The organism is Sphingobium sp. JS3065 (genome assembly GCF_026427355.1).
Classification (GTDB): domain Bacteria; phylum Pseudomonadota; class Alphaproteobacteria; order Sphingomonadales; family Sphingomonadaceae; genus Sphingobium.
The window spans coordinates 910,389-932,381 of the sequence record NZ_CP102665.1 but is presented as its reverse complement, the minus strand read 5'-3'; the positions used below and the strand labels follow the sequence as shown (position 1 = coordinate 932,381).

Sequence of the window (21,993 nt, the reverse complement as noted above, 5' to 3'; positions counted from 1 at the left end):
TTGCAATCAAATGGCAAATACTGGTCGTAATCAGGCTGGCGGCTTACGCCTCGCTTGTGGCAACAGCCTGATCAGGATGACGCCGACAAAGGTTGCGCCTATGGCTACCTTGCCGTCATGTTCGCCAAAAATACGCCATCCGGCATAAGAGCTTGCAGACGCCAAGAGAAGCACAGCGACAAACGCACCAGCGATAATGCGTTCTAAGATATTCGGCGGCCGCTTAACCCATTCATACTCGCTCATAGGCAAGGTTATGCCGGTGCATCGTCATTGACGCAATGTCCGCTAACCGGAAATTGTGATGCGGATTTGAGCGGCAAAAACTGGTCGACGGCCGACCGGCGGCTATTGCCCGCCTATCCATGAGGACAAGATCCGGAGTCAGCAGCTCCGCCTGTTTCAGCCCCTCCAGCCCGTCGCCGGCCTCCGCCGTGAGGAAGCCGAGACCGTGCAGCTTTTCGACCAGCACCGCGCGGTTGGCCGGCGTGTCGTCGACAATGAGCACGGTGCGCCGCGGCCCCGCATAGCCGGTGATGGTTTCGATGGCCGCGGAACCGGCCGCCGGCGCCGCCTCCACCACGAGTTCGAAGAAGAAGGTGCTGCCGTGGCCGACTTCGCTTTCGACGCGGATTTCGCTGTTCATCAGATGGACAAGCTGTCGGCTGATGCTGAGCCCCAGTCCGGTGCCGCCTGCCCAGCGCTCGACGTCACCCACCTGCTCGAAGGGCTGGAATATCTGCACAAGCTGATCGGCGGGGATGCCCACGCCCGTGTCCCGTATCTCGAAGCGGACCCGCGCCCGGTTCTCGTCGCCCGAAACCAGCGCTATGTGCAGGCCGACCTCCCCCTGGGAGGTGAATTTGATGGAATTGCCCAGCAGGTTGATCATTACCTGGCGCAACCGCTTTTCGTCGGCGAGAACATGGGCGGGTAGATCCGGTGACACCTCGCTGCGGAAGCGCAGCCCTTTGTCTGCAGCGCGCACCCGGATCATATCCGCAATGCCGCGCGCAAGAGATCGCAGTTCGAGAGGCGCGGGAAAGAGCTCCAGTTTTCCCGCCTCGATCTTCGACAGATCAAGGATGTCGGTAATCAGGGCCAGCAGGTGGGTGCCGCTCTGGTGGATCGTCCGGGCACCCACGAGGTGTTTGTCGCTAATCCCGGGATCATTCTCCATCAGTTGCGCATATCCCAGGATTGCGTTCAGAGGCGTCCGAAGCTCGTGACTCATGTTGGCGAGGAAGTCGGACTTCGCTTGGCTTGCATTTTCAGCTGCCGTCTTGGCGATATGCAGCTCGCGGCTCTCCTGCTCGATCAGTTGGAGGCGCTTCGCCTCCAGCGCCTGCTGCCGGAACGTCTCAAGTGCCTTGACGACCGTGCCGAGCTCGTCTTTGCGATCGAGGCTGCTGATATCCAGGCTATAGTCCGCGCCGGCAAGCCGGGTGGTCGCATCGGCTATCTCGCGGATGGATCGCACCGTCTTCTTGCCAACGACGGCCGTCAGTAGCACGGTTCCCGAAAAGGCAATTATCACGATTATACTGAAGGCCGATGTCGTCGCCGTCACATCGCCGCTGATCGTCTCGGCGCGCCGGCGCGCTTCCTTCGCTCCTGACCTGGCGATCAGATTCAGGTTCTGCGATACGCGCGCCGCGTTGTGGTGAAAGGGCTGGATCATCGCGGCTGCGCTGGAAAAGTCCACGCCGAGCATCGAAATGACGACCTCGACGGCGCTGGAATATTGCTCCACATCGCGCCGCGCGGCTTCGACCTGTGCCAGGTTGGCGTGGCCGGTCTGGGTCTCCCTGAAGCGACCAAGATCACTGGTCACTTTCTGCAGATCGGCCTGAATGCTCGTCACCTTTGCTGCGATGTCCGTCTTGCCCGGGTTGGCGGCCTCAGCGAGAACGAGCCGGGCGAGATCTGCGTCGGCTTTCTCGAAGCGCGCGCGCACTTCGGTGAGCTCGGTAGATTCCGGCATGACAACATCAACGACATGATCGTTCTCACTGCGCACCTTGTTCAGCGCAGACACTTCGATCACCGCCATCAGCAGCAGGAGGCCCAACGTCAGCGCCGGCGTGATACCGAATTTGGCAATCAACGGCCAATCGGCCAATCGGCTTCGACGGATCGAGGACAACGACAGCATCAGATGTCGGTTTCCATGATTGGGAGCGCACACTGTCCACGCCGGACCGCCAAGGAGGGCGTGCAAGCGGATCGGAAGAATGGTTTATGCAACTACCCCTCCACTTTCCGTTGTGACTGCCCGCGCTCCTCGTGAAGACGCGCCAGCTGGTAACTAAAGGAAAAATACTAATATAAAGTAAGTAAGCCTGGCGTTCGGCCGGATCCGCACACCAACGCGGGCGGGCGCAGCGACGCAAGACAGGCGCCTTTGGCCTCCAAGCCTCAAGGCGGAGACATGCGCTCGCGCCGTGTCGAGGAGCGATCTGCCGATATTCTCGCACTGCAGCGGTGACGCGTCCGACCATGCGATTCGTCGGGATCAAATCGCCGGAACAGCAAAGCACGATGATGTTGCATCGTGTTCGCCTGATCCTCAACCGCCAGCGGACACAGCTATCGAATGCATTGCGAGCGCATTTTGCTGAGTTTGGCATCGTCGCACCGATCGGCAGAAATGGGATTGATCAACTCCTGAATGTGATTGCCGATACGACCGACAATCGTGTGCCAGTCGATGTGCGGATATGCCTTGAGATGCTGGCAACTCAACTGCGGATCGTGAAAGAACAGATTCTCGAAAATGATCGCCGGATCATGGCAAGCGCCCGAGAAACCGAAATCGGGCGGCGTCTGATGGAGATACCGGGCGTCGGGCCACTACTGGCCAGCGCCATCGTTGCCACAGTACCCGATCCAGCGATCTTCCGCTCAGGACGCAATCTTGCCGCCTGGATTGGCTTGGTGCCGCGACAAAACTCCAGTGGCGGCAAGGAGCGGCTTGGCGGCATCACCAAGGCGGGACATCGATATCTGCGGCAAATGCTCATCGTCGGTGCCATGGCAGTGATCCGCTGCGCCGAGCGCCACAAATCAAAACGACCTTGGATCGTGCAACTGCTTGCACGGAAAAAGGTCAAGGTTGCGGCAGTGGCGCTCGCCAACAAAAACACCCGCATGATCTGGGCAATGATGACGAGCGGCGAACGCTATCGCGAACCACAGATCGCATAAGGATTTGGCGCGCAGCGCCTACGATGTTGGGAAGGGCGGACAGGAGCTAATGCACAAAGTCGGTTGAAACCGCCGGATCGGGAAAACCCATATTTCGACCCAGCACCTTGGAGTGCGCGGGAATGGTTGGGACCTGAGCAGCGCTAATGGCATTACGGCCAGCGGCACCATGCGCCGCTTCAACAGGTTGGACACATGGCCGCACCAACCAACGCTGCACAGCTCAATATGCCACTTGCCAACGGAGAGCCGTCCACACAGGGTCGAAAATTCGCATTTCTTACGATCCGCTGCCCATCGCAGAACGCGTGGCATCTCTTACCCCTATCCTCTCATTGACCAAACGCCGGGCGCAACACCTTCCGCTCGTCCTTCAGCCGATCCAGATAATCACTCCACCATTGCGCCATTTCCACCCGTTCATTCCAGAATGCCCCACGCGCATAAGCCGCCCGAACGGAATCGCGGTCCTTGTGTGCTAATGCTCGCTCGATCGCGTCCGGATGCCACTTTCCGCACTCATTCAGAAGAGTGGACGCCATGGAACGGAAACCGTGCGCCGTCATCTCATCTCCTGAATAACCCAGCCGTCGCAGGCCCGCATTCACGGTATTTTCTGACATTGGATTTGTCGCGCTTCTGATCGAAGGAAAAACATACTTCCCCCTCCCGGTCCGACTCCTGATCTCCGCCAGGATAGCCAAAGCCTGCCGTGACAGAGGCACCTGATGTTCGACCCGTCCCTTCATCTTTGCGGGCGGAATGCGCCATACGGACTTCACCGCGTCGATCTCTGCCCATTCCGCTTTTCGGAGCTCACCCGGCCGAACAAATAGGTGCGCCGACAACTGCAGGGCCCAGCGCGTCAGCGGCTGCCCCTCATATCCATCAATAGCACGTAGCATCTCACCCGCTCGTTCCGGATCAAGAATGGCCGCATGATGCTTGACCTTGGGTATGGTCAGCGCACCCCGGAGATCGCGAGTGGGATCACCGGGCGCCAATTGAGATGCCACTGCGTAACGAAATACCTGCCCGATGAAATTGAGTGCGCGTTTCGCGCTCTCATGCCGCCCCTTCTTCTCGATAGGCCGCAGGGCCAGCAGCACCTCCATCGGCTGGATTTCGGAGACGGGCCGCTTCCCCAGGACGGGAAAAACGAGCTTGATGAACCAGCGCCTTTTCTTGATGGTCGCTTCCGCAAGCCCTTCGCGCTCCTGCTTTTCCAGAAGCATTTCGGCCACCTTGGAAAAGCTGTTCTCCGCGCTGATCCTGGCGGCTGCCTTCGCCTTCTGTTTTTCGAGAGCGGGGTCCAAGCCAGCAGCATGCACCTCCCGCGCTTCGTCCCGCAGTATACGGGCTCTCTTTAGAGAAACATCCGGATAAGCGCCAAGGGAGAGTAGCTTTTCGACCTTCTTGAACCGTCCTTGAGCATCGAGCCCGTCGATCCGAAATTTCAATCTCCATAGTCGGCTGCCATTCGGGCTGATCAGGAGGAAAAGGCCGCGCCCGTCAGCGACCTTGTATGGCTTGTCCTGAGGCTTTAGCCCCCTGATTCTCGTGTCTGAAAGCGCCATCTGTCGACCATCCCATCTGCCTCGTCCGCTTCCTGGGGGTATCGCGTTTCACGCTTTAGCCTCATACCCCTTTCCGATACCCCCAATGGGGAACGGACAGGCATGGACGGCGACAAACGCACCTAGCCAGAAAGAGTGAATTTTTAGCAGATTTCCGCCGTTTTTTCAACCTGATGTGGATGCTGACGGAGGAGGTAATGGTGCCGCTTACGTGACTCGAACACGTGACCCCATCATTACGAATGATGTGCTCTACCAACTGAGCTAAAGCGGCGTTGGGGCGGGCAGATAACAGTGCTTTGCCCGCAGGACAAGCGGGCAAATGCGATTCACCCCGTTCCATCCTGCGCCAACCGCATCCGACCATCTTTCGCTCGCGTCTTTACGGCATGTTTACCATCCCGTGCCACAGTCGAGTCTCAAGTGAAGATTTTGCCTGGGCCAGGGACAGATTGAATGGACATTCTGCGGGGATATGGAATCGCCAGTGAAGCGGACGATTTCGAGTCCGCGGACGATGCTGCGATCGAAACGCCGCCTCTGGTCGGTTCCGACGAGCGCCGGATGCAGGTGCGCGCCTATAATTATTGGGCGTCGCTGCTGGGCGAGCGCAGCCTGCCCTCGATCGAGGATCTGACGCCCCAGGATCTGGAGGATTTCGGCCCTAACAGCGTCCTGCTCGACTTCAGCACCGGCCTGGAAAACCCCGCCATCGTCTATCTCGGCAGCGCCCTGCGCGAAGAGTGTGAGATCGATGGGACCATCCAATATATCAACGACGTGCCGCCCCGCTCGCTGCTGTCGCGGCTGACCGACCATTATCTCCAGATCATCGCCAATGCCGCGCCCATCGGTTTCGAGGCCAGTTTCGTCAACCAGCGCGGCGCGGAAATCCTCTATCGCGGCATTTTGATGCCCTTTTCCTCCGACGACGAGACGATCGATTTCGTCTTCGGCGTCATCAACTGGAAGGAAGCGGTCAGCCAGGCCTTTACCGCCGAAATCGACCGGGAGGTGGAAGCCGCCCTGCTCGCCAGCCCCGCCGCCCCGCCCGTCGCGCCGATCTGGGCGGACGGCCCGGCGGCGGAGGATTTCGGCACGCTGGACCTTGCCGGCATGGAAAGCCCGGACGAGGACGCACCGCTGGCCGACTGGCTGGCCCTCGCCCGCGACAGCGCGGAGCAGGCCCGCACCAGCGAAGCGCGCAGCCACGCCGCCCTCTACCGCGCCATCGGCCTCAGCTACGACTTCGCCCTGGTCACGATCGCCCGGCCGGACGAATATGCCGAACTGCTGGAGAATAGCGGGCTGAAGGTCCAGGCGCGCGCGCCCATGACCGCCGTGGTGAAGCTGGTCTTCGGCTCCAGCTACGACAAGACGCGCATCACCGAATATGCGACCGCGCTGGACCATGCCCGCGCCAACGGCATCGCGCTGGGCGGCTTCGGCGACTATCTGGCCAATTATGACGGCGGCCTTAAAGCCCTGGTCCGGGACGAGCGCGCCCAGCGTCGCACCGATGGCCCGGCCAAGCCCGACCGGCAGCAGATCGCCCGCACCGCGATGAAGGCGGCGGCGGCGATCGATCCATTCTCTGTCGCGACCGATGGCGACGGGCTGGCGGTGGTGATAGCCCGGCGGGAGAAGGACGGTTCGCTGGTTCTGGTGGGCGCGGTGCCGGAAGGGTCGGAGCTTAGCCAGCGTGCCATTATCGCTGCCGCGAGCTAAGCCGGGCGGCATTCAACCCATGAATGATTTGGCGAGGTGCCGGGCCTGCCATGTTGCGCTGCATCATATTATTACAATTTAGCGTAATTTAATTTCCAACTCTGGCTTGAGCCTTGAGAAGCGGTGGCGCATAGTGGATGCCATCGATAGGGAAGTCGCGTGGCGGTTCTCCGGCGCCTTCTCCGTTCATGGGAAGCGGGGAGAATCCCGCAGGCAAGAGGCAAGCGCATGACGGCATTGGCTGAATCGAAGCAGGTTGACCATAGTATAAGGGACGCTCTGGAAGCGGTGCTGGCGCGCGGCGCGCTCCCCGGAGAGAGCGAAGGCTTCGATCAGGACGCCGTGCTGGACGCCGCCGGCTTCATCGCCCGCACCGCCGCCACCCGCGGCCCCGGCCATGTCGCCATCGCCATGGAAACGCTGGGCGAAGGGGCGACGGGCCGCTTCATGCGGATCGCCATCGTCAATGACGACATGCCCTTTCTGGTGGACAGCATCGCCAATGCATTGGCCGCCGCCGACATCATCATCCATCGCCTGCTGCATCCCGTGCTGTCGGTGGAGCGCGACGGCAATGGCCGTTTGAAGGCGATCCTGGACGACGACACTGCCGGCGCCCGCCGCGAATCGATGATCTATATCGAAGCGGACCGGGTTGACGCCAAGGCCCGCCGCGCCCTGGAAAAGGCGCTGGAAGAGACGCTGGCCGACGTCCGCGCCGCCGTCGCCGACTGGCCGAGGATGCGGGAGGCGCTGGCCGCCGATGCGGACGCCGTGCCCGATGAGGAAGGGGCGGCGTTGCTGCGCTGGTTCCTGGCACGGCATTTCACCCAGATCGGCCATGAAGTGCGCCATCGCGACGGCAAGGCAGGGACAGGCATCGGCATCTGCGGCCTGCATGACCAGCCGCTGCTGGCCCCCGCCACCATCGAAGCGGCCTTCACATGGTTCGAGGAAGGCAAGCGCACCCCCCTGATCATCAAGTCCAACCGCCTTTCCCGCGTACACCGCCCGGTGCTGCTGGACCTGATCATCGTGCCGGTGCGGGAGGGGAAGCAGGTCACCGCCCTGTCCATCCATGCGGGCATGTGGACCAGCGCGGGGCTGGCGACGACGCCGGACAAGGTGCCGCTGCTGCGATCCGCCCTGTCGTCGCTGATGGACAAGTTCAATTTCGACCCGCACGGCCATGCGGGCAAGGTGCTGACCCATGCGCTGACCGCCCTGCCCCACGACATATTGATCGGCTTCGACCGGGAGACGCTGGAGCGGCTGGTGCTGACCTTCATGTCGCTGACCGACCGGCCGCGTCCGAAGCTGGTGCTGGGCACCAGCGCGCTGGCCCGCCATCTCTATGCCTTCGCCTGGCTGCCGCGTGAGGAACTGACCACGGCCCGGCGCGTGGCGGTGCAGGACATGCTGAGCCAGGCCTGCAACGGCCCGGTGCTCAGTTGGTCGATCGCGCTGGAGGAAAGCGGCCTCGCCCTGTTGCGCATCACGCTCGACCTGCGCGACGGCGGGGCGGAACCCGACGAACAGACGCTCGACCGGCAGTTGAAGCAGATGGTGCGCGGCTGGCTGCCCGCTGTCGAGGAAGCGCTGGCGGAGACGGAGGAAGCGGGCCGCGCCGCCGCCCTGGCCCAGCGCTACGCCGCCGGCTTTCCCATGGGCTATCGCAACGGCGCCGGCCCGGCCGAGGCGGCCATCGACATCCGCCTGCTCCACAGCCTGTCGGGGCCTGGGGACAAGGCGATCCGCATCTACCGCAATGGAGACGACACGCCCCAACGGCTGCGGCTGAAGCTTTACAGCCACGACGCCATCGCCCTGTCCGAAGTCGTCCCCGCCTTCGAGAATTTCGGTTTCCGCGTGATCGAGGAGATGATGACGGCGGTGGAAGCCAAGGAACAATCGGGCGCGTTGGGCCATGTCCAGCGCTTCGTGCTGGAACTGCCCGCTGGCGACGCCGACGCGGTGATCGCCCGCGCCGACATCGTCACCGAAGCCATCGCCCAGGTGACGGAGGGCGTGGCGGAAAATGACCGGTTCAACGAACTGATAGTGACGGCGGGGCTGGACCAGCGGTCGGTGGTGCTGCTGCGCGCCCTGTTCCGCTATCTGCGCCAGACCGGCATGGCCTATGGCATGGCGACCTTTGCCGAGACGCTGCGCCGCGAACAGGGCATCGCGCGCCAGTTGATCGAATTGTTCGAAGCGCTGCACGATCCGCAAGCGAAGGACGGCGCGGCCCGCGCCGCGGCCGCGCAGGCGGCCATCGACGCGGGGCTGGAACAGGTCACCGCCATCGATGAGGACCGCGTGCTGCGCCTGCTGCGCGCCGTCATCACCGCGACCTTGCGCACCAATTTCTACGCCCCGGCGGCGCAGGAGGCGCTGGCCTTCAAGTTGGACAGCGCACAAATTCCCGGCCTGCCCGCGCCGCTGCCCTGGCGCGAAATCTGGGTCTATTCCCCCCGCGTGGAGGGCATCCATTTGCGCGCGGGACCGGTCGCGCGCGGCGGCCTGCGCTGGTCCGACCGGCGCGACGATTTCCGCACGGAGGTTCTGGGCCTCATGAAGGCGCAGCGCGTCAAGAACGCCGTCATCGTGCCGACCGGGGCCAAGGGCGGCTTTTATCCCAAGCAGTTGCCCAGCCCGCAGATCGACCGCGACGCCTGGTTCGCGGAGGGGACGGAAAGCTACCGCATCTTCATCCGGTCGCTGCTGTCGGTCACCGACAATATCGTCAAGGGCAAGGTCAGGCATCCGTCGCAGGTCGTGATCCATGACGGCGACGACCCCTATTTCGTGGTCGCGGCGGACAAGGGCACGGCGACCTTTTCCGACGTCGCCAACGCCATCGCATTGGAGCAGGATTTCTGGCTGGGCGACGCCTTCGCCAGCGGCGGTTCCAACGGCTATGATCACAAGGCGATGGGCATCACCGCCAAGGGCGCGTGGATCAGCGTGAAGCGCCACTTCGCGGAAATGGGCGTCGACGTGCAGAGCGAGCCGGTGCGCGTCGTCGGTTGCGGCGACATGTCGGGCGACGTGTTCGGCAACGGCATGCTGCTCAGCAAGGCGATCAAGCTGGTCGCCGCCTTCGACCACCGCCACATCTTCCTGGACCCGGACCCCGATCCGGCAAAGTCGTGGCAGGAACGCAACCGGCTGTTCGCCCTGCCCCGGTCAAGCTGGGACGATTATGACAAGAAGCTGATCTCCAAGGGCGGCGGCGTCTTTCCGCGCAGCCTGAAGAGCATCCCCCTCACGCCCGAAGTGCAGGCGATACTGGGCGTCACCGAAACGGAGATGGAGCCGACCGCGCTGATCGCCGCGATCCTGAAAAGCCCCAACGACCTGCTGTGGTTCGGCGGCATCGGCACCTATGTGAAGGCCGCCGCGCAAAGCCATGGCGATGTCGGCGATCCCGCCAACGACCGGCTGCGCGTCAATGCCGAGCAGCTTCGCGTGAAGGTGGTGGGCGAAGGCGCGAACCTGGGCACCACCCAGGCGGCGCGCATCGCCTTCTCCCTGCGCGGCGGGCGGATCAATACCGACTTCATCGACAATAGCGCGGGCGTCGACTGCTCCGATAATGAGGTGAACATCAAGATCGCGCTGAACAAGGAAATGGCGGAAGGCCGCCTGTCCTTCGACGACCGCAACACGCTGCTGGTCGGCATGACCGATGCGGTGGCCGACATCGTGCTGGAGGATAACCGGCTCCAGGCGCTGGGCCTCTCCATCGCGGAGGCGGGCGGCGCGGCGGACCTTGCCAGCTATGTGCGGTTGATCGAGACGTTCGAGGAATCGGGCAGGCTGGACCGCCAGGTGGAGGGGCTGGCCGCCAACGACCAGTTGCTGCGGCGCGGGCAGGACGGTCTGGGCCTGACCCGCCCGGAACTGGCGGTGCTGCTGTCGACGGCAAAGCTCGCGCTTCAGGACGCGATCGAGCATGGCGACCTGGCCACCGACGCCAGCATGGGCGAGGAACTGGCCCAGGCCTTTCCCCCCGCGATGCGCAAGAAGGAGGCGGACGCCATCGCCGCCCATGCGCTGGCCAGGGAAATCATCGCCACCAAGGTCGCGAACCGCATCGTCAACCGGCTGGGCCTGATCCACCCGTTCGAACTGGCGGAGGAGGAGGGCTGCTCGCTCGCCGATCTGGCCAGCGCCTTCCTGATCGCGGAGCGGCTGTACGACATTCATCGCCTGTGGGACGATATCGACGCGGCGGAGATGTCCGAAGCCGCCCGCCTCGCGCTGTTCGGCGACATCGCCAACGGCATGCGGGCGCAGATCGCGGACATATTGCGCAGCCTGCCCCCCGGCACGCTGCCGCAGGCGGGCCATGCCGCGCTGGCCAGGGGCGTGGACAAGCTGGCGCAACAGGTGGACGACCTGCTCACCAGCGAAGCGTTGCGCCGCGTCGCGGCGGTGACGGACCGGCTGCTGTCGCTCGGCGCGCCGCAGGATCTCGCCCGCCGCGCCGCCGGGCTGTTCAAGCTGGACGGCGCGGTCGGCATCGCCGCGCTGGCGAGCCGCCTGTCGGTCGATGAAGTCGCCCTCACCCGCGCCTTCACGCATCTGGGCGAAGCAGTCGGCATCGACTGGGTGCAATCCACCGCCGCCCGCATGGAACCGTCCGACCCGTGGGAGAGGCTGCTGATCTCCGGCGTGGCGCGGGACATGCAGCAGGTGCGGCTCGACTTCCTCGCCCAGGGAAAGGGCAAGGACGTCGCCCATCATGTCGAGGAATGGCTGAAGGAGAAAGGCGCGCGCATCCAGCAATTCCGCACCCTTGTCCACCGCGCCAAGGCGGCGGCTACGCCGAATGTGGCGATGCTGGCGGAGATTGCGGGGCAGGCGCGGGGGTTGTTGGGGCGGTAGAAAGCTTCTCTCACCAGTTCACCGTCATTCCCGCGAAAGCGGGAATGACGATTATTATGGGGTTGGGGTTGAAACTGGGTCTGCAGTGGGAACCGGCTCTGGCGGCGGCGCTTTCCCCAGGCCCGGCCCGTAAACCGGCGTCATCGGTTCTTCCGGCGTCCGCCCGTGCAGCGCCTCGATCTCCGCCTTGCGCTGCTTCAGATAGAGTTCGCGATAATAAGCGTAGGGGTTTTCCTCGCTGCGGATCTGCTGGATCGTCTCGTCGAACGCCGCCCGTTCGCCCAACTGGTTCAGGATCGTCGCGGGGATCACATATTTAGGCTCGTTGAACGGCTTGCCCACAGCAAAGGGCACGATCAGCTTGTCCACCGTATTCCCCACGATATCGCGCAGCGTCGTCGGCCCGACGATCGGCAGATACATGTACGGCCCCGGCCCCACGCCATAATAGCCCAGCACATTGGCCAGCCCATTGGGCCGATAGGGCAGGAAGAAGGGCTTGCGCTTCGCCACGTCGAACAGGCCCGCCACGCCCAGCGTCGTGTTGATGGTGAAGCGGCCTGCCGTCTCCATCGCCTTGCCGGGCTTGAACTGGAGCATATAGGCCAGGAACACCACCGGCTCCTGCAAATTGGCGAAGAAATTGCGCAGCCCCTTGCGCGCGGGCTTGGGCAGGCCCTTGTTATAGGCCTTGGCCACCGGCTCCACCACGGCCTTGTCGACCGCCTGCACCGTCTCGAAGCTCTTCTCGTTCAGCCGTTCCAGCGGATCGCCCGGCGGCGGGCGCGTATGGCCCGTGACGACGATGTCGCCCGGCGCGGCGGGCGCAGGGGCGGGATCGCGGGCCGCGCCGGGCAGGTTCGGCAAAACCGGCGGCGGCGGCACGACCAGCACTTGCGGCGCGCCCGTCGGCGCGACCTGGGGGTTGATGCCTGCTTCGGTCGCCTGCGTCGCGACGGGCGCCATGGATGGCGGCGTCGCCACCGATTCCGCCTGCGCTCCCATCATCAACATTCCAGCGGCAAGCGTCAGCATATGTACGTCCTTTGCGGAAAAGCCATCGGAATCGATGACGTTTTCATGGCACCCCCATATCGAAGGCGGCTAGTGGGGATGGCGTCACCCGTCAATAGCGGGGCATGACCGCCCCCGGCCCAGCGCCCCCGGTATATGCTGATAGAAATTTCATTCAGCGCCAGGTTTGCAATTGCGAGTCGTTCGCGTTATGCAACCGGCCTCATCCCAAACAGGACTCGTCTCACTCCCGATGCACGCTCCCGTCCGCGCTCAGCCGAACAAGAAGAAGAGCCCCAAGGCCTTCTGGCTGAAACAGCTTCACACCTGGCATTGGGTGAGTTCCGCCATCAGCCTGATCGGCCTGCTGCTGTTCGCCTTCACCGGCATCACGCTGAACCATGCCGCCGATGTGGAGGGGTCGCCGCAGACGATCACCAAATCCGCCACCCTGCCGCCCGCCTTGCTGAAGCAGGTCGCGCCCGATGACGGTCCCGACGCGAAAAAGCCGCTTCCCGCCCCCATCGCGGCATGGGTGGAAAAACAGATCGGCCAGAGCGGAAAGGGCGAGGCGGAATGGTCGGCGGACGAGGTCTATCTGGCCCTGCCGCGTCCGGGCGGCGACGGCTGGGTGTCGATCGACCGGCATAGCGGCGAAGTCGCCAGCGAAGCGACCAGCCGGGGATGGATCAGCTATCTGAACGACCTGCACAAGGGCCGCAACGCGGGCGACGTGTGGAAATGGTTCATCGACATCTTCGCCGTCGCCTGCTTCCTCTTCGCGCTCACCGGCCTGCTGCTGCTCTGGCTGCATGCCAGGAAGCGGCCGACCACCTGGCCGCTGGTCGCCATGGGCCTCGCCATTCCGGCGATCCTCGCCATCATCTTCATCCACTAAGGAATTTTCTCACCTCATGCAGATCAGCCACAAGATCGTCCTGACCGGCGGCATCCTGAGCGCGGCGACCGCCCTTGCCACACCCGCGACCGCGCAGACGCTGGACGTCACGGTCACCCTGCCGCGCCTGTCGGTGGCCGAATATCACCGCCCCTATGTGGCGATCTGGCTGGAAAAGGAGGGCGCCCCGGCGCGCACCCTCGCGGTCTGGTACGATGTCGACAAGGCCAAGGGCGAAGGCACGAAATGGCTGCGCGACATACGCCAATGGTGGCGGGTATCGGGCCGGTCGATGCGCTTCCCGGCCGACGGCGTGTCGGGCGCGACCCGCGCGCCAGGCCCGCAAAAGGCCAGCCTGCCCGTCGGAAAACTGACCCCCGGCAATTACACGCTGGTGGTGGAGGCCGCGCGCGAAGTGGGGGGCCGGGAAATCGTGAAACTGCCCTTCGCCTGGCCCTTGCGCGCCAATGCCGGGGTGTCGGCCAAGGGCAGCAGCGAATTGGGAACCGTCAGCTTCACTGTCGGCAAGTAAAATGGGGATGCATGATATGAAGGCCAAATTTCTGATCGCAGGCGCGCTGGTCGCGCTGATGGCGTCGGCTCCCGCGCAGGCGCACCGGCAATGGATGCTGCCGTCGTCCACCAGCCTTTCGGGCGACGAAAGCTGGGTCACGGTGGATGCCGCCGTTTCCAATGACATATTTTATTTCGAACATATGCCGATCGGCACCGACAATATCGTCGTGACCGAGCCGGACGGCGCGGCCGGCAAGATTGAGAATGCCGCGAAGGGCCGCTACCGGTCGACCTTCGACGTCCATCTGACGAAACCGGGCACCTACCGCATCGCGACAGTTTCGAACGGGATCGTGGGCAGCTATATGCTGAACGGCAAGCAGGAGCGCCTGCCGCGCAACACCACCAAGGACAAGCTGGCCAGCATCGTCCCAGCCGGCGCGACCGACGTGCGAACCGCCGAAACGTCCAACCGCAACGAGATTTTCGTGACCCTGGGCGCGCCGACGAACAACCTGTTCAAGCCGACCGGAGTGGGGATAGAATTGGTGCCGGTGACGCATCCCAACGATCTTGTGTCGGGCGAGGCGGCGACGTTCCAGTTCCTGTTGGACGGCAAGCCCGCGGCCGGGCTGAAGGTGACGGTCGTCCCCGGCGGCATCCGCTATCGCGACGCGCTGAACCAGATGGACCTGGTAGCCGACAAGGATGGCAAGGTCGCGATCACCTGGCCGCAGCCGGGCATGTACTGGCTGAACGCATCGCTGGGCGGCGGACGGGAGGGCGGCCCGGCCGCGCAGCAAGGCGCGAAACCGGCCGAGGGCGCCGCCCCGCCGCCGCGCCCGGCCGGTCCGCCGCAACGCCGCGCCGCCTATGTCACGACGCTGGAGGTGCTGGCGCCCTGACGCGAAGCATGCGCATCGCCATTCCACCCGGTCTGTCGCCCGACCTGTTCGAGGGGATGGACCGGCGGGGGACGATTTCCAGTTTCGGTGGGCCGACCATGGGAACCACATGGTCGGCCCGTGTCGTCGACGCCCCCCCTGACACCGCCGCCGCGATCGAAGCGGTGCTCGCGCGGACCATCGGGCAAATGAGCAACTGGGAGCCGGAATCCGCCATCAGCCGCTTCAATCGGACGCCGGTCGGCCAGTGGATGCCGCTCCCCGCCGACATGCTGACGGTGCTGCGCGCGGGCCTGGACATGGCGCGGCTGTCGGACGGAGCGTTCGATCCGGCGATAGGCCGCGTCGTCGCCATGTGGGGCTTCGGCCCGGACGGCCTAACCGGCCTGTCCGCTACGCCCAGCCACCCCTCGCCCTGGACCGCCATAGAGGTCGAAGGCGACCGCGCCCGCCGCACCGCCGACGTGACGCTGGACTTTTCCGGCATCGCCAAGGGCTTTGCGGTGGACGCCGTGGCGGCGGCCCTGCAAGGGCTCGGCGCGGCGCATTTCCTGATAGAGATTGGCGGCGAATTGCGGGGACAGGGGGTCAAGCCCGACCTCCAGCCCTGGTGGGTCGATGTGGAGGCCCCTCCGGGCCTGCCGCTCCCCACGCTGCGCATCGCGCTCTGCGGCCTGTCGGTCGCCACCTCCGGCGACTATCGCCGCTTCCGCGAGGAAGGCGGCAAGCGCCTCTCCCACAGCATGGACCCGGCCACCGGCGCGCCGATCGCCAATGACGTGGCTTCCGTCACCCTGTTCCACGAAAGCGCCATGCTGGCCGACGCCTGGGCCACCGCGATTACCGTCCTGGGCCACGAACGCGGCATGGCCCTCGCCACCCGCCACGGCATCGCCGCATGCCTGATCCGGCGGACGGCAACAGGCGGCCAGGAATATATGACGCCCGCGCTGGCGGCGATGCTGGATTGAGCGATTTGGGTGGAGAGCGGAGCGAGGCTTCCATGCTTCGCCTCCGCTCAGCAGAGCCCTTCGACTTCGCTCAGGGCGAACGGATATCTAATGTCCGTTATTGACCACCTGCCCCATCACAGCTTTCCGCCGCCCGACCGCCCCTTATCGCAATCAGGCGTCGGCCCACCGCCGCAACAAATTATGATATACGCCGGTCAGCCGGATGACCTGCGCATGGTCATGCCCCAGATCGCCCGCCAGCGCCTGAACGCTGCTGTCGAGGTCGAACAGCATCTGCCGCGCCGCATCGTCCCGCACCATCGACTGGAGCCAGAAGAAGCTCGCCACCCGCCGCCCTTGCGTCACCGGCTCCACCCGGTGCAGCGAGGATGACGGATAGAGCACCGCATGCCCCGCGGCCAGCTTCACCCGCTGCACGCCGAAATTGGTTTCGACCGTCAGTTCGCCGCCATCATAGCTTTCCGGCTCCTCCAGAAAGATGGTGATCGACAGGTCCGACCGCACGCGAAAGCCGGTCCCGGCCTGAATCCGCACCGCATTGTCGACATGGGTGCCGAATGCCTGCCCGCCCGCATAGCTGTTGAACAGCGGCGGAAATATCTTGAGCGGCAGGGCGGCGGCGATGAAGAGGGGCGACCGGCCCAACGCATCCAGCACGACCTGCCCCGCCTGCCGCGCCTCCGCGCAATCTTCGGGCAATTGCAGGTTGCGCTTGGCCAGGGCCGACTGGTACCCGGACGTGACATTGCCGTCGACCCACTGCGCCGCATCGATCAGCCCGCGCACGCGCCGCACGCTATCGGCATCCAGCAGTTCGGGAATGACGGTCAGCATGCCGATAAATGCAAACAGGTCATGCCGCTCACTCCGTCCCGCTGCGCAGAATGAAGGGAATTTCGACCACGCCCTTGACCCGAACCGCCTGGCCGTCGCGCATCACGGGCTTCCACCGCCAACCGCGCACCGCGTCGCGTGCGGCATTGTCCAGCCGTGGAAAACCGCTGCTCTGGGCGATGGACAGGCTCTCCACCGCGCCATCCACGCCCAGCGTCAGCGCCAGGACGACCGTCCCCTGCTCACGCTTGCGACGGCTCTCGACCGGATAGCGGGGCGGCTTGCCCGCGACCATCTGCGCGCCCAGATCGCCGCCCTGGACGACGCTGGAACCCATGGCCGCCGCCGCGGGCGCGGGCGGCGCGGAAACCGCGACGGGGGGAGCGGGCGGTGCTGGAGGCACGATATCCGGCGTGGTCGCCACGGTCGATATGGGCGGCAAGGGCACTTGCACCAGGGGCGGCGGCGCGACGATCTTGGTTTGGGGCGGGGGCGGAGGCTCCTCCGCAGATGGCGGCGGAGGCGGCGGCGGCATCAGGTTCACGACCGACAAGCGCGCTTCCCGCGCCCGCTGAACATGATGCCGGGCCTGAACCAGCGCCGTGATAAGAACAGCGTGAAGCAGGACGATGACAAGGACGGCCGGGTAGTTCAGCCCACGCCGCGCGCCATAGCGAGCGGGAGCAGCGTCGAATGGGGGGGGCGCGATGGGCCTGGAAGGCAGGGCGACGGGAGACGAGACGAACGGGTCGTCCGCCGCCTCTTCCACAAATCTATCCGCTACGCGAAGCATGCCTGATCCCCTTTGCGGCCCTGCGGGCGAGAGGCCCCATAACGCGAATCCTATTGCAACTCAATCGCATCTTTAAAAGGGACCGGACGGGCGGCGACCCGAGGAGGAGAGGAGTGCATCGCCGCCCGCCCGTTTCCCCCGGCAAGGGACGAATGCCGGGGGGAGGAATATGGGTCAGAACTGATAGTTGAGGCTGAACACCGCCGACCGCGTCGGGGCCGGCTGCGCCCAACTGTTGTTCAGATTGTTGCGTACCGTCGTCACATATTTCTCGTTCGTGAAATTCTGGACGTTCACCTGCGCCTTCAGATTCTCCGTGATCGGATAGGAGGCCATGAAGCGGTGGATGGTGTAGCTGGGCACGCTGTAGATCGCCGCCGCCGTGGGGTTGAGCTGGAAGCTGCCCTGGTAGGTGATGCCGTAACCCAGTTCCAACCCGAAGTCGAAGCGGTAGGTGGTGAACAGGCTGCCGGAATGCTTCGGCGTGTTGGGCAGCAGCGTGCGGGCCGTGGGATCGGGATCGGTGGGCGTGTTGGTGCAACCGCCCTGACCCGGATTGGCCAGGCAGAAGTCGGAGACGCCCTGCCGGATCTTCGCCTTCAGATACATGTAGTTGGCCGATATCGTCCAGTTCGGGGTGATGTTGCCCGACGCGCCGAAGGAGAAGCCCTCCACCCGCTGCTTGCCGTCCAGCACCTGGTTGGGCACCGTGGGATCCCCCGAGGCGAGCTTGATCTGGTTCCGGTCGTTGCGGAACAGGGAAACGGAAAGCAGCAACTGCCGGTCGAACAGTTCGGCCTTCGCGCCGATCTCGTAATTTTCCGTCGTTTCCGGCTTTAGGAAGCAGGTGCCGACCTGGTTGTCGGCATCGGTTACCGTGCAGCTTCCATCGACCGACGCCTTGGAGGGCAGTTTGGAATTGCCGTAGGCGACATAGAGGCTGGTGGCCTGCGTCGGCTTCACCACCGCGCCCACGCGGTAGGAGAAGAGCGTATCGTCGATGCGGGTCGCCGCCGATACGCCGGTCGGATCGCCGAGCGTGGCGGAGCCGGCCGTAGCGTCATAAGTGACGTTCCGGTTCCAGCCCTTGGCCTTTTCATACCGCAGACCGCCGTTGATCTCGAACCAGTCGGCGAATTTCAGCGTGTCGAAAAGATAAGCGGCATAGCTGGTCTGCTCGCCCAGATTACGGCCGGACCGGATGAAGTTGATCGGCCCTTCATAGATGTTGCGGCCATAGGTGAAGCCAGCCGGGCCAGTGATGAATTCGCCCGGATTGGAAATGTTCACCAGCGGATAGGCGGTTGCGAACGGATTGGAACCGTCCGCGTTGCGGATGATGTTGCCGTTCAACTGGTTGTATTTTTCCCAGAGCGCCGATGCGCCGAGCACCAGCGTATGGCCGACGCCGCCGGTGTCGAAATCGGCGCTGAGGTCGAATTGCGTATAGGCGGTCTCATTCTTGATGAAGCGCGTATTGCCCCGGCCATTGCCCCGGTTCGGCATGAAATAGCCGGGGGGCACGGTCGCAAGACAGGCCGCTCCGCTGGGCTGGACCCCCGTGGAGAGGCAGAAGTCGCCATTGGGTTGGCTCGTGACGGTATGCTGGCTTATATTCTCATACCGCGTCAGGTTGCGGATTTTCAGCGTGTCGCTGAACGCATGGGAAAAAATCGCCTGTAACGACTTCGTCTTGCTGTCCTGCCGGTCGATATTGGCGAACCCATAATAGCCCTCGCGGTCGAACTCATCCAGGATGCCGCCCTGATCGGGATAGTAGCGGACGCCATATTGCGGCATCGCCTTGTCATCCAGATATTCGCCCTGAACCGTCAGGCTGGTCGGCCCGTCAATGCCGAAGGTGACGGCGGGCGCGATGCCCCAGCGCTCATAATCCTCGACATCGCGGCCCGGCACGTCGTTGCGGTGATAGACGGCGTTCAGGCGCACCGCGACCAGATCATTGACGCGCTTGTTGGCGTCGACGGTGGCGCGATAATAATTGTCGGTGCCGATGCCCGCGTTCAGGATCGTCCGGTCGTCGGCCAGGGGGCGCTTCGTCACCAGATTGATCGTTCCGGCGACCGATCCGCCGCCGTTCATGACCGAATTGGCGCCGTTGGTGACCTCGACCTGTTCGATATTATAGACTTCGTTGCGGTTCAGGAACGCACCGGAGCGCACGCCATCGACCGTGACGTCGTTCTTCGCGTCCTGGCCGCGCAGGATGATGCGGTCGCCATAGCCGAAGCCGCCCTCGCCCGCGCCGAAGGTGATGCCGGGCACAGTCGACAGCACGTCACGCAACGTCAGCAGGTTCTGCTGCTGGATCGTTTCCTTGTTGATCACCGTGATGGTCTGCGGCGTGTCGAGCAGCGGGCGGGTATATTTGGGCGACTCGGCCTTCTCGACCTTGATCGGCGATTCGTCGATCGCCGTGTCGGTGACCGTCATTCCGCCCAGCTTGGCGCCCTGCGCACCCTCCTGCGCCTGCACGCCGGAGGCGAACGCCATCGCGCCGACGCAGCTCAGCGCCAGGAAGGATGGTCGTGACAGTGCTTTGGACATGAAACAGATCCCCTTTTTTATAACTCAGGGGCGCCTGCTATTGCGACTGGTTCGCAGAGTCAATGCTATTGCGAATAATTATTGTTTTATGGCCGCATAATATCCCTGAAAAGCCAGCATCTGATCGCGCTCGCCAGATTGGGGGGCGTCGCCGCCGCCATGCGCGCCACGTCGATGCGCGCGATCAGCGCATTGACGGGCAAGCCCACGCGCGCGGCGGCGGCGCGGAGGGCTTCCCAGAATATCGGTTCCAGACTGATGGCGGTCTGATGGCCCGCAATGGTCACGCTGCGCTTGACCGGCGGCGCGAAGGGCGAGGGCGCCGACGCCTCATCCTCAGGGTCGGTCGCCCCTTCCATCAGTACATATGCTGCCCGCCATTGATCGACAGCGTGCTGCCGGTCACGAAACCGCCATCCTCGCTGCAAAAGAAGGCGACGCCGCGCGCGATTTCATCGGCATGGCCCAGGCGGCCGACCGGAATCTTGGCGACGATCTTTTCCAGCACCGCCGGGGGAACGGCCGCGACCATGTCCGTATCGATATAGCCGGGCGCGATGGCATTGACGGTGACGCCATATTTCGCGCCTTCCTGCGCCAGCGCCTTGGTGAAGCCATGGATGCCGGATTTGGCGGCGGCATAGTTGACCTGGCCATATTGGCCCGCCTGCCCGTTGATCGATCCGATATTGACGAAACGGCCCCAGCCGCGCCCGCGCATCCCCTCAAAGGTCGCCTTCGCCATGTTGAAGCAACCGCCAAGGTTGATGCGCATCACCTCGTTCCAGTCGTCGAAGCTCATCTTCGCCAGCACGCCGTCCCGCGTGATGCCGGCATTATTGACCACGACATCGATCGGGCCAAGCGCTTCGGCCACCCGCGCGCACCCGTCCAGGCAGGCCTGATGATCGCCCACATCCCATTTGAAGGATGCGATTCCGGTCTTGTCGGAAAAGGCCTGGGCCTTGGCGTCGTTGCCCCCATAGTTGGCGGCGACCGTGAACCCCATTTCCTTGAGCGCCAGGCTGATCGCCTCGCCAATACCACGTGTTCCGCCCGTGACGACTGCAACTTTGCTCATTGTGGCTCTCCTCAAGAAAAAACTGGACGAAACTCACCTCTCCAACCAGCCGGCCAGTTCGCGACGGGCCAGATTCTCATATAGATTCATAGCGTCCGGAGAAGCGTTCAAACAACTCAAATGGACAAAATTATTACCACCGGAAGAGATAAATTCCTCTTTGCCGCGAATGGCGATTTCCTCTAGCGTTTCCAGGCAATCCGCCGAAAAGCCGGGAGTCAGGACAGCAACATTCCGGACATCTTCGGACGGGAGCTGGCGCAACACCGCATCGGTCGCCGGGCCAAGCCATTTCGCAGGGCCGAAGCGCGATTGAAACGTGACCCGGACCTCCCGCCCCAGCGCCTGTCCCAGCAGACGGGCGCTCTCCACGCACTGGTCGCGATAGGGATCGCCCAATTGCCGCGTCCGCTCCGGCATGCCGTGGAAGCTGGCGATCAGCAGGTCCGGCGCGAAATCCAGCGCGGCCAGTTGCGCCTGCGTCGATGCGCGCAGGGCCTCGATATAATCCGGATCGGCGTAATAGGGCGGCAGGGTGCGGATGGCCGGTTGCGCCCGCATCTTCGCCAGCGCCGCATAGGCGGCGTCCAGCGCGGTGGCCGTCGTCGCCGCGCAATATTGGGGATAGAGCGGCGCCAGCAGGATGCGGTCGCACCCCGCCCCGATCATCGCCGCCAGCCGCGAGCCGATGGAGGGATTGCCATAGCGCATCGCCCAATCGACCATCGCGGCAGGCCCCAGCCTTTCCTGCAACCCCCGCGCCGCGTCGCGGGTGTAGACGGCGAGCGGAGACCCCTCCTCCATCCACACCTGACGATAGGCATGGGCGGATTTCCTGGGCCGGGTCAGCAGGATCGGGCCGCGCAATATCGGCTGCCAGATCAGTTGCGGGATTTCCACCACCCGCGGATCGGACAGGAATTCGGCCAGATAACGCCGTACCGACGCCGGGTCCGGCCCGTCCGGCGTGCCCAGATTGATGACCAATATGCCGATCCCGCCCAT

At 64.0% G+C, this 21,993-nt stretch carries 17 protein-coding genes, 1 tRNA gene and 1 pseudogene; 8 read left to right on the top strand and 11 right to left on the bottom strand.

Translation table 11 applies throughout. The features are described from left to right. Window positions 1-30: 30 nt before the first annotated feature. Both NUH86_RS21625 and NUH86_RS21620 read right to left on the bottom strand, forming a co-directional pair. On the bottom strand, window positions 31-246 hold the full coding sequence (locus NUH86_RS21625) for a hypothetical protein (protein WP_267252536.1): 216 nt from the start codon (window positions 244-246) through the stop codon (window positions 31-33). Continuing rightward, window positions 233-2,155 (bottom strand): ATP-binding protein, encoded by a 1,923-nt coding sequence (locus NUH86_RS21620; protein ID WP_267252535.1) that lies wholly within the window; start codon window positions 2,153-2,155, stop codon window positions 233-235. The genes NUH86_RS21625 and NUH86_RS21620 overlap by 14 nt, the downstream gene beginning before the upstream one ends. 215 nt (window positions 2,156-2,370) lie before the next feature. Between NUH86_RS21620 and NUH86_RS24935 the strand changes: the two are divergent. Together NUH86_RS24935 and NUH86_RS21615 are read left to right on the top strand one after the other, a co-directional pair. After that, window positions 2,371-2,479: pseudogene (locus NUH86_RS24935) on the top strand (IS630 family transposase); the annotation flags it as partial. A 5-nt stretch (window positions 2,480-2,484) separates the two neighbouring features. Beyond that, complete coding sequence (locus tag NUH86_RS21615) at window positions 2,485-3,207, top strand: IS110 family transposase (RefSeq protein WP_267252534.1); 723 nt, start codon at window positions 2,485-2,487, stop codon at window positions 3,205-3,207. 332 nt (window positions 3,208-3,539) lie between these two features. Here NUH86_RS21615 and NUH86_RS21610 read toward each other — a convergent pair whose 3' ends face one another. Both NUH86_RS21610 and NUH86_RS21605 read right to left on the bottom strand, forming a co-directional pair. Continuing rightward, window positions 3,540-4,784 (bottom strand): tyrosine-type recombinase/integrase, encoded by a 1,245-nt coding sequence (locus NUH86_RS21610; RefSeq protein ID WP_267252533.1) that lies wholly within the window; start codon window positions 4,782-4,784, stop codon window positions 3,540-3,542. A gap of 198 nt (window positions 4,785-4,982) precedes the next feature. After that, window positions 4,983-5,058, bottom strand: a tRNA-Thr gene (locus tag NUH86_RS21605). Window positions 5,059-5,240: 182 nt separating this feature from the next. On the opposite strand from NUH86_RS21605, the gene NUH86_RS21600 reads away from it, so the two are divergent. Then, a complete protein-coding gene (locus tag NUH86_RS21600) occupies window positions 5,241-6,512 on the top strand; it encodes a hypothetical protein (protein ID WP_267252532.1) in 1,272 nt (423 codons plus the stop codon). A gap of 228 nt (window positions 6,513-6,740) precedes the next feature. Further along, the gene (locus tag NUH86_RS21595) at window positions 6,741-11,405 is read left to right on the top strand and encodes an NAD-glutamate dehydrogenase (RefSeq protein WP_267252531.1); all 4,665 of its coding nucleotides are present in this window, start codon (window positions 6,741-6,743) and stop codon (window positions 11,403-11,405) included. A 54-nt stretch (window positions 11,406-11,459) separates the two neighbouring features. Here NUH86_RS21595 and NUH86_RS21590 read toward each other — a convergent pair whose 3' ends face one another. Beyond that, window positions 11,460-12,440: a VacJ family lipoprotein gene (locus NUH86_RS21590; RefSeq protein ID WP_267252530.1), complete on the bottom strand. Its 981-nt coding sequence runs from the start codon at window positions 12,438-12,440 to the stop codon at window positions 11,460-11,462. A gap of 232 nt (window positions 12,441-12,672) precedes the next feature. Between NUH86_RS21590 and NUH86_RS21585 the strand changes: the two genes are divergently transcribed. The 4 genes from NUH86_RS21585 (at window position 12,673) to NUH86_RS21570 (ending at window position 15,709) form a co-directional block, all read left to right on the top strand. Beyond that, window positions 12,673-13,317, top strand: a complete 645-nt coding sequence (locus NUH86_RS21585) for a PepSY-associated TM helix domain-containing protein (protein WP_267252529.1) — start codon at window positions 12,673-12,675, stop codon at window positions 13,315-13,317. Between the two features lie 16 nt (window positions 13,318-13,333). Continuing rightward, window positions 13,334-13,849, top strand: coding sequence for a DUF2271 domain-containing protein (locus tag NUH86_RS21580; RefSeq protein WP_267252528.1), 516 nt, complete (start codon window positions 13,334-13,336; stop codon window positions 13,847-13,849). 16 nt (window positions 13,850-13,865) lie between these two features. Beyond that, window positions 13,866-14,738, top strand: coding sequence for a DUF4198 domain-containing protein (locus tag NUH86_RS21575; RefSeq protein ID WP_267252527.1), 873 nt, complete (start codon window positions 13,866-13,868; stop codon window positions 14,736-14,738). A gap of 98 nt (window positions 14,739-14,836) precedes the next feature. After that, on the top strand, window positions 14,837-15,709 hold the full coding sequence (locus NUH86_RS21570; RefSeq protein ID WP_267253025.1) for an FAD:protein FMN transferase: 873 nt from the start codon (window positions 14,837-14,839) through the stop codon (window positions 15,707-15,709). A gap of 153 nt (window positions 15,710-15,862) precedes the next feature. Here NUH86_RS21570 and NUH86_RS21565 read toward each other — a convergent pair whose 3' ends face one another. The 6 genes from NUH86_RS21565 to hemH form a co-directional block, all read right to left on the bottom strand. Further along, window positions 15,863-16,546: a Fe2+-dependent dioxygenase gene (locus tag NUH86_RS21565; RefSeq protein WP_267252526.1), complete on the bottom strand. Its 684-nt coding sequence runs from the start codon at window positions 16,544-16,546 to the stop codon at window positions 15,863-15,865. A 28-nt stretch (window positions 16,547-16,574) separates the two neighbouring features. Beyond that, window positions 16,575-17,339, bottom strand: a complete 765-nt coding sequence (locus tag NUH86_RS21560; RefSeq protein ID WP_267252525.1) for an energy transducer TonB — start codon at window positions 17,337-17,339, stop codon at window positions 16,575-16,577. Window positions 17,340-17,513: 174 nt separating this feature from the next. Further along, window positions 17,514-19,907 carry a TonB-dependent receptor gene (locus tag NUH86_RS21555; RefSeq protein ID WP_267252524.1) on the bottom strand — a complete coding sequence of 798 codons (2,394 nt, stop codon included), beginning with the start codon at window positions 19,905-19,907 and terminating at the stop codon, window positions 17,514-17,516. Window positions 19,908-19,993: 86 nt separating this feature from the next. Next, complete coding sequence (locus NUH86_RS21550) at window positions 19,994-20,266, bottom strand: ribbon-helix-helix domain-containing protein (RefSeq protein WP_267252523.1); 273 nt, start codon at window positions 20,264-20,266, stop codon at window positions 19,994-19,996. Further along, window positions 20,266-20,988, bottom strand: coding sequence for an acetoacetyl-CoA reductase (phbB, locus tag NUH86_RS21545; protein WP_267252522.1), 723 nt, complete (start codon window positions 20,986-20,988; stop codon window positions 20,266-20,268). Before phbB ends, NUH86_RS21550 begins: the two co-directional genes overlap by 1 nt. Before the next feature lie 33 nt (window positions 20,989-21,021). Continuing rightward, complete coding sequence (gene hemH, locus NUH86_RS21540) at window positions 21,022-21,993, bottom strand: ferrochelatase (RefSeq protein WP_267252521.1); 972 nt, start codon at window positions 21,991-21,993, stop codon at window positions 21,022-21,024.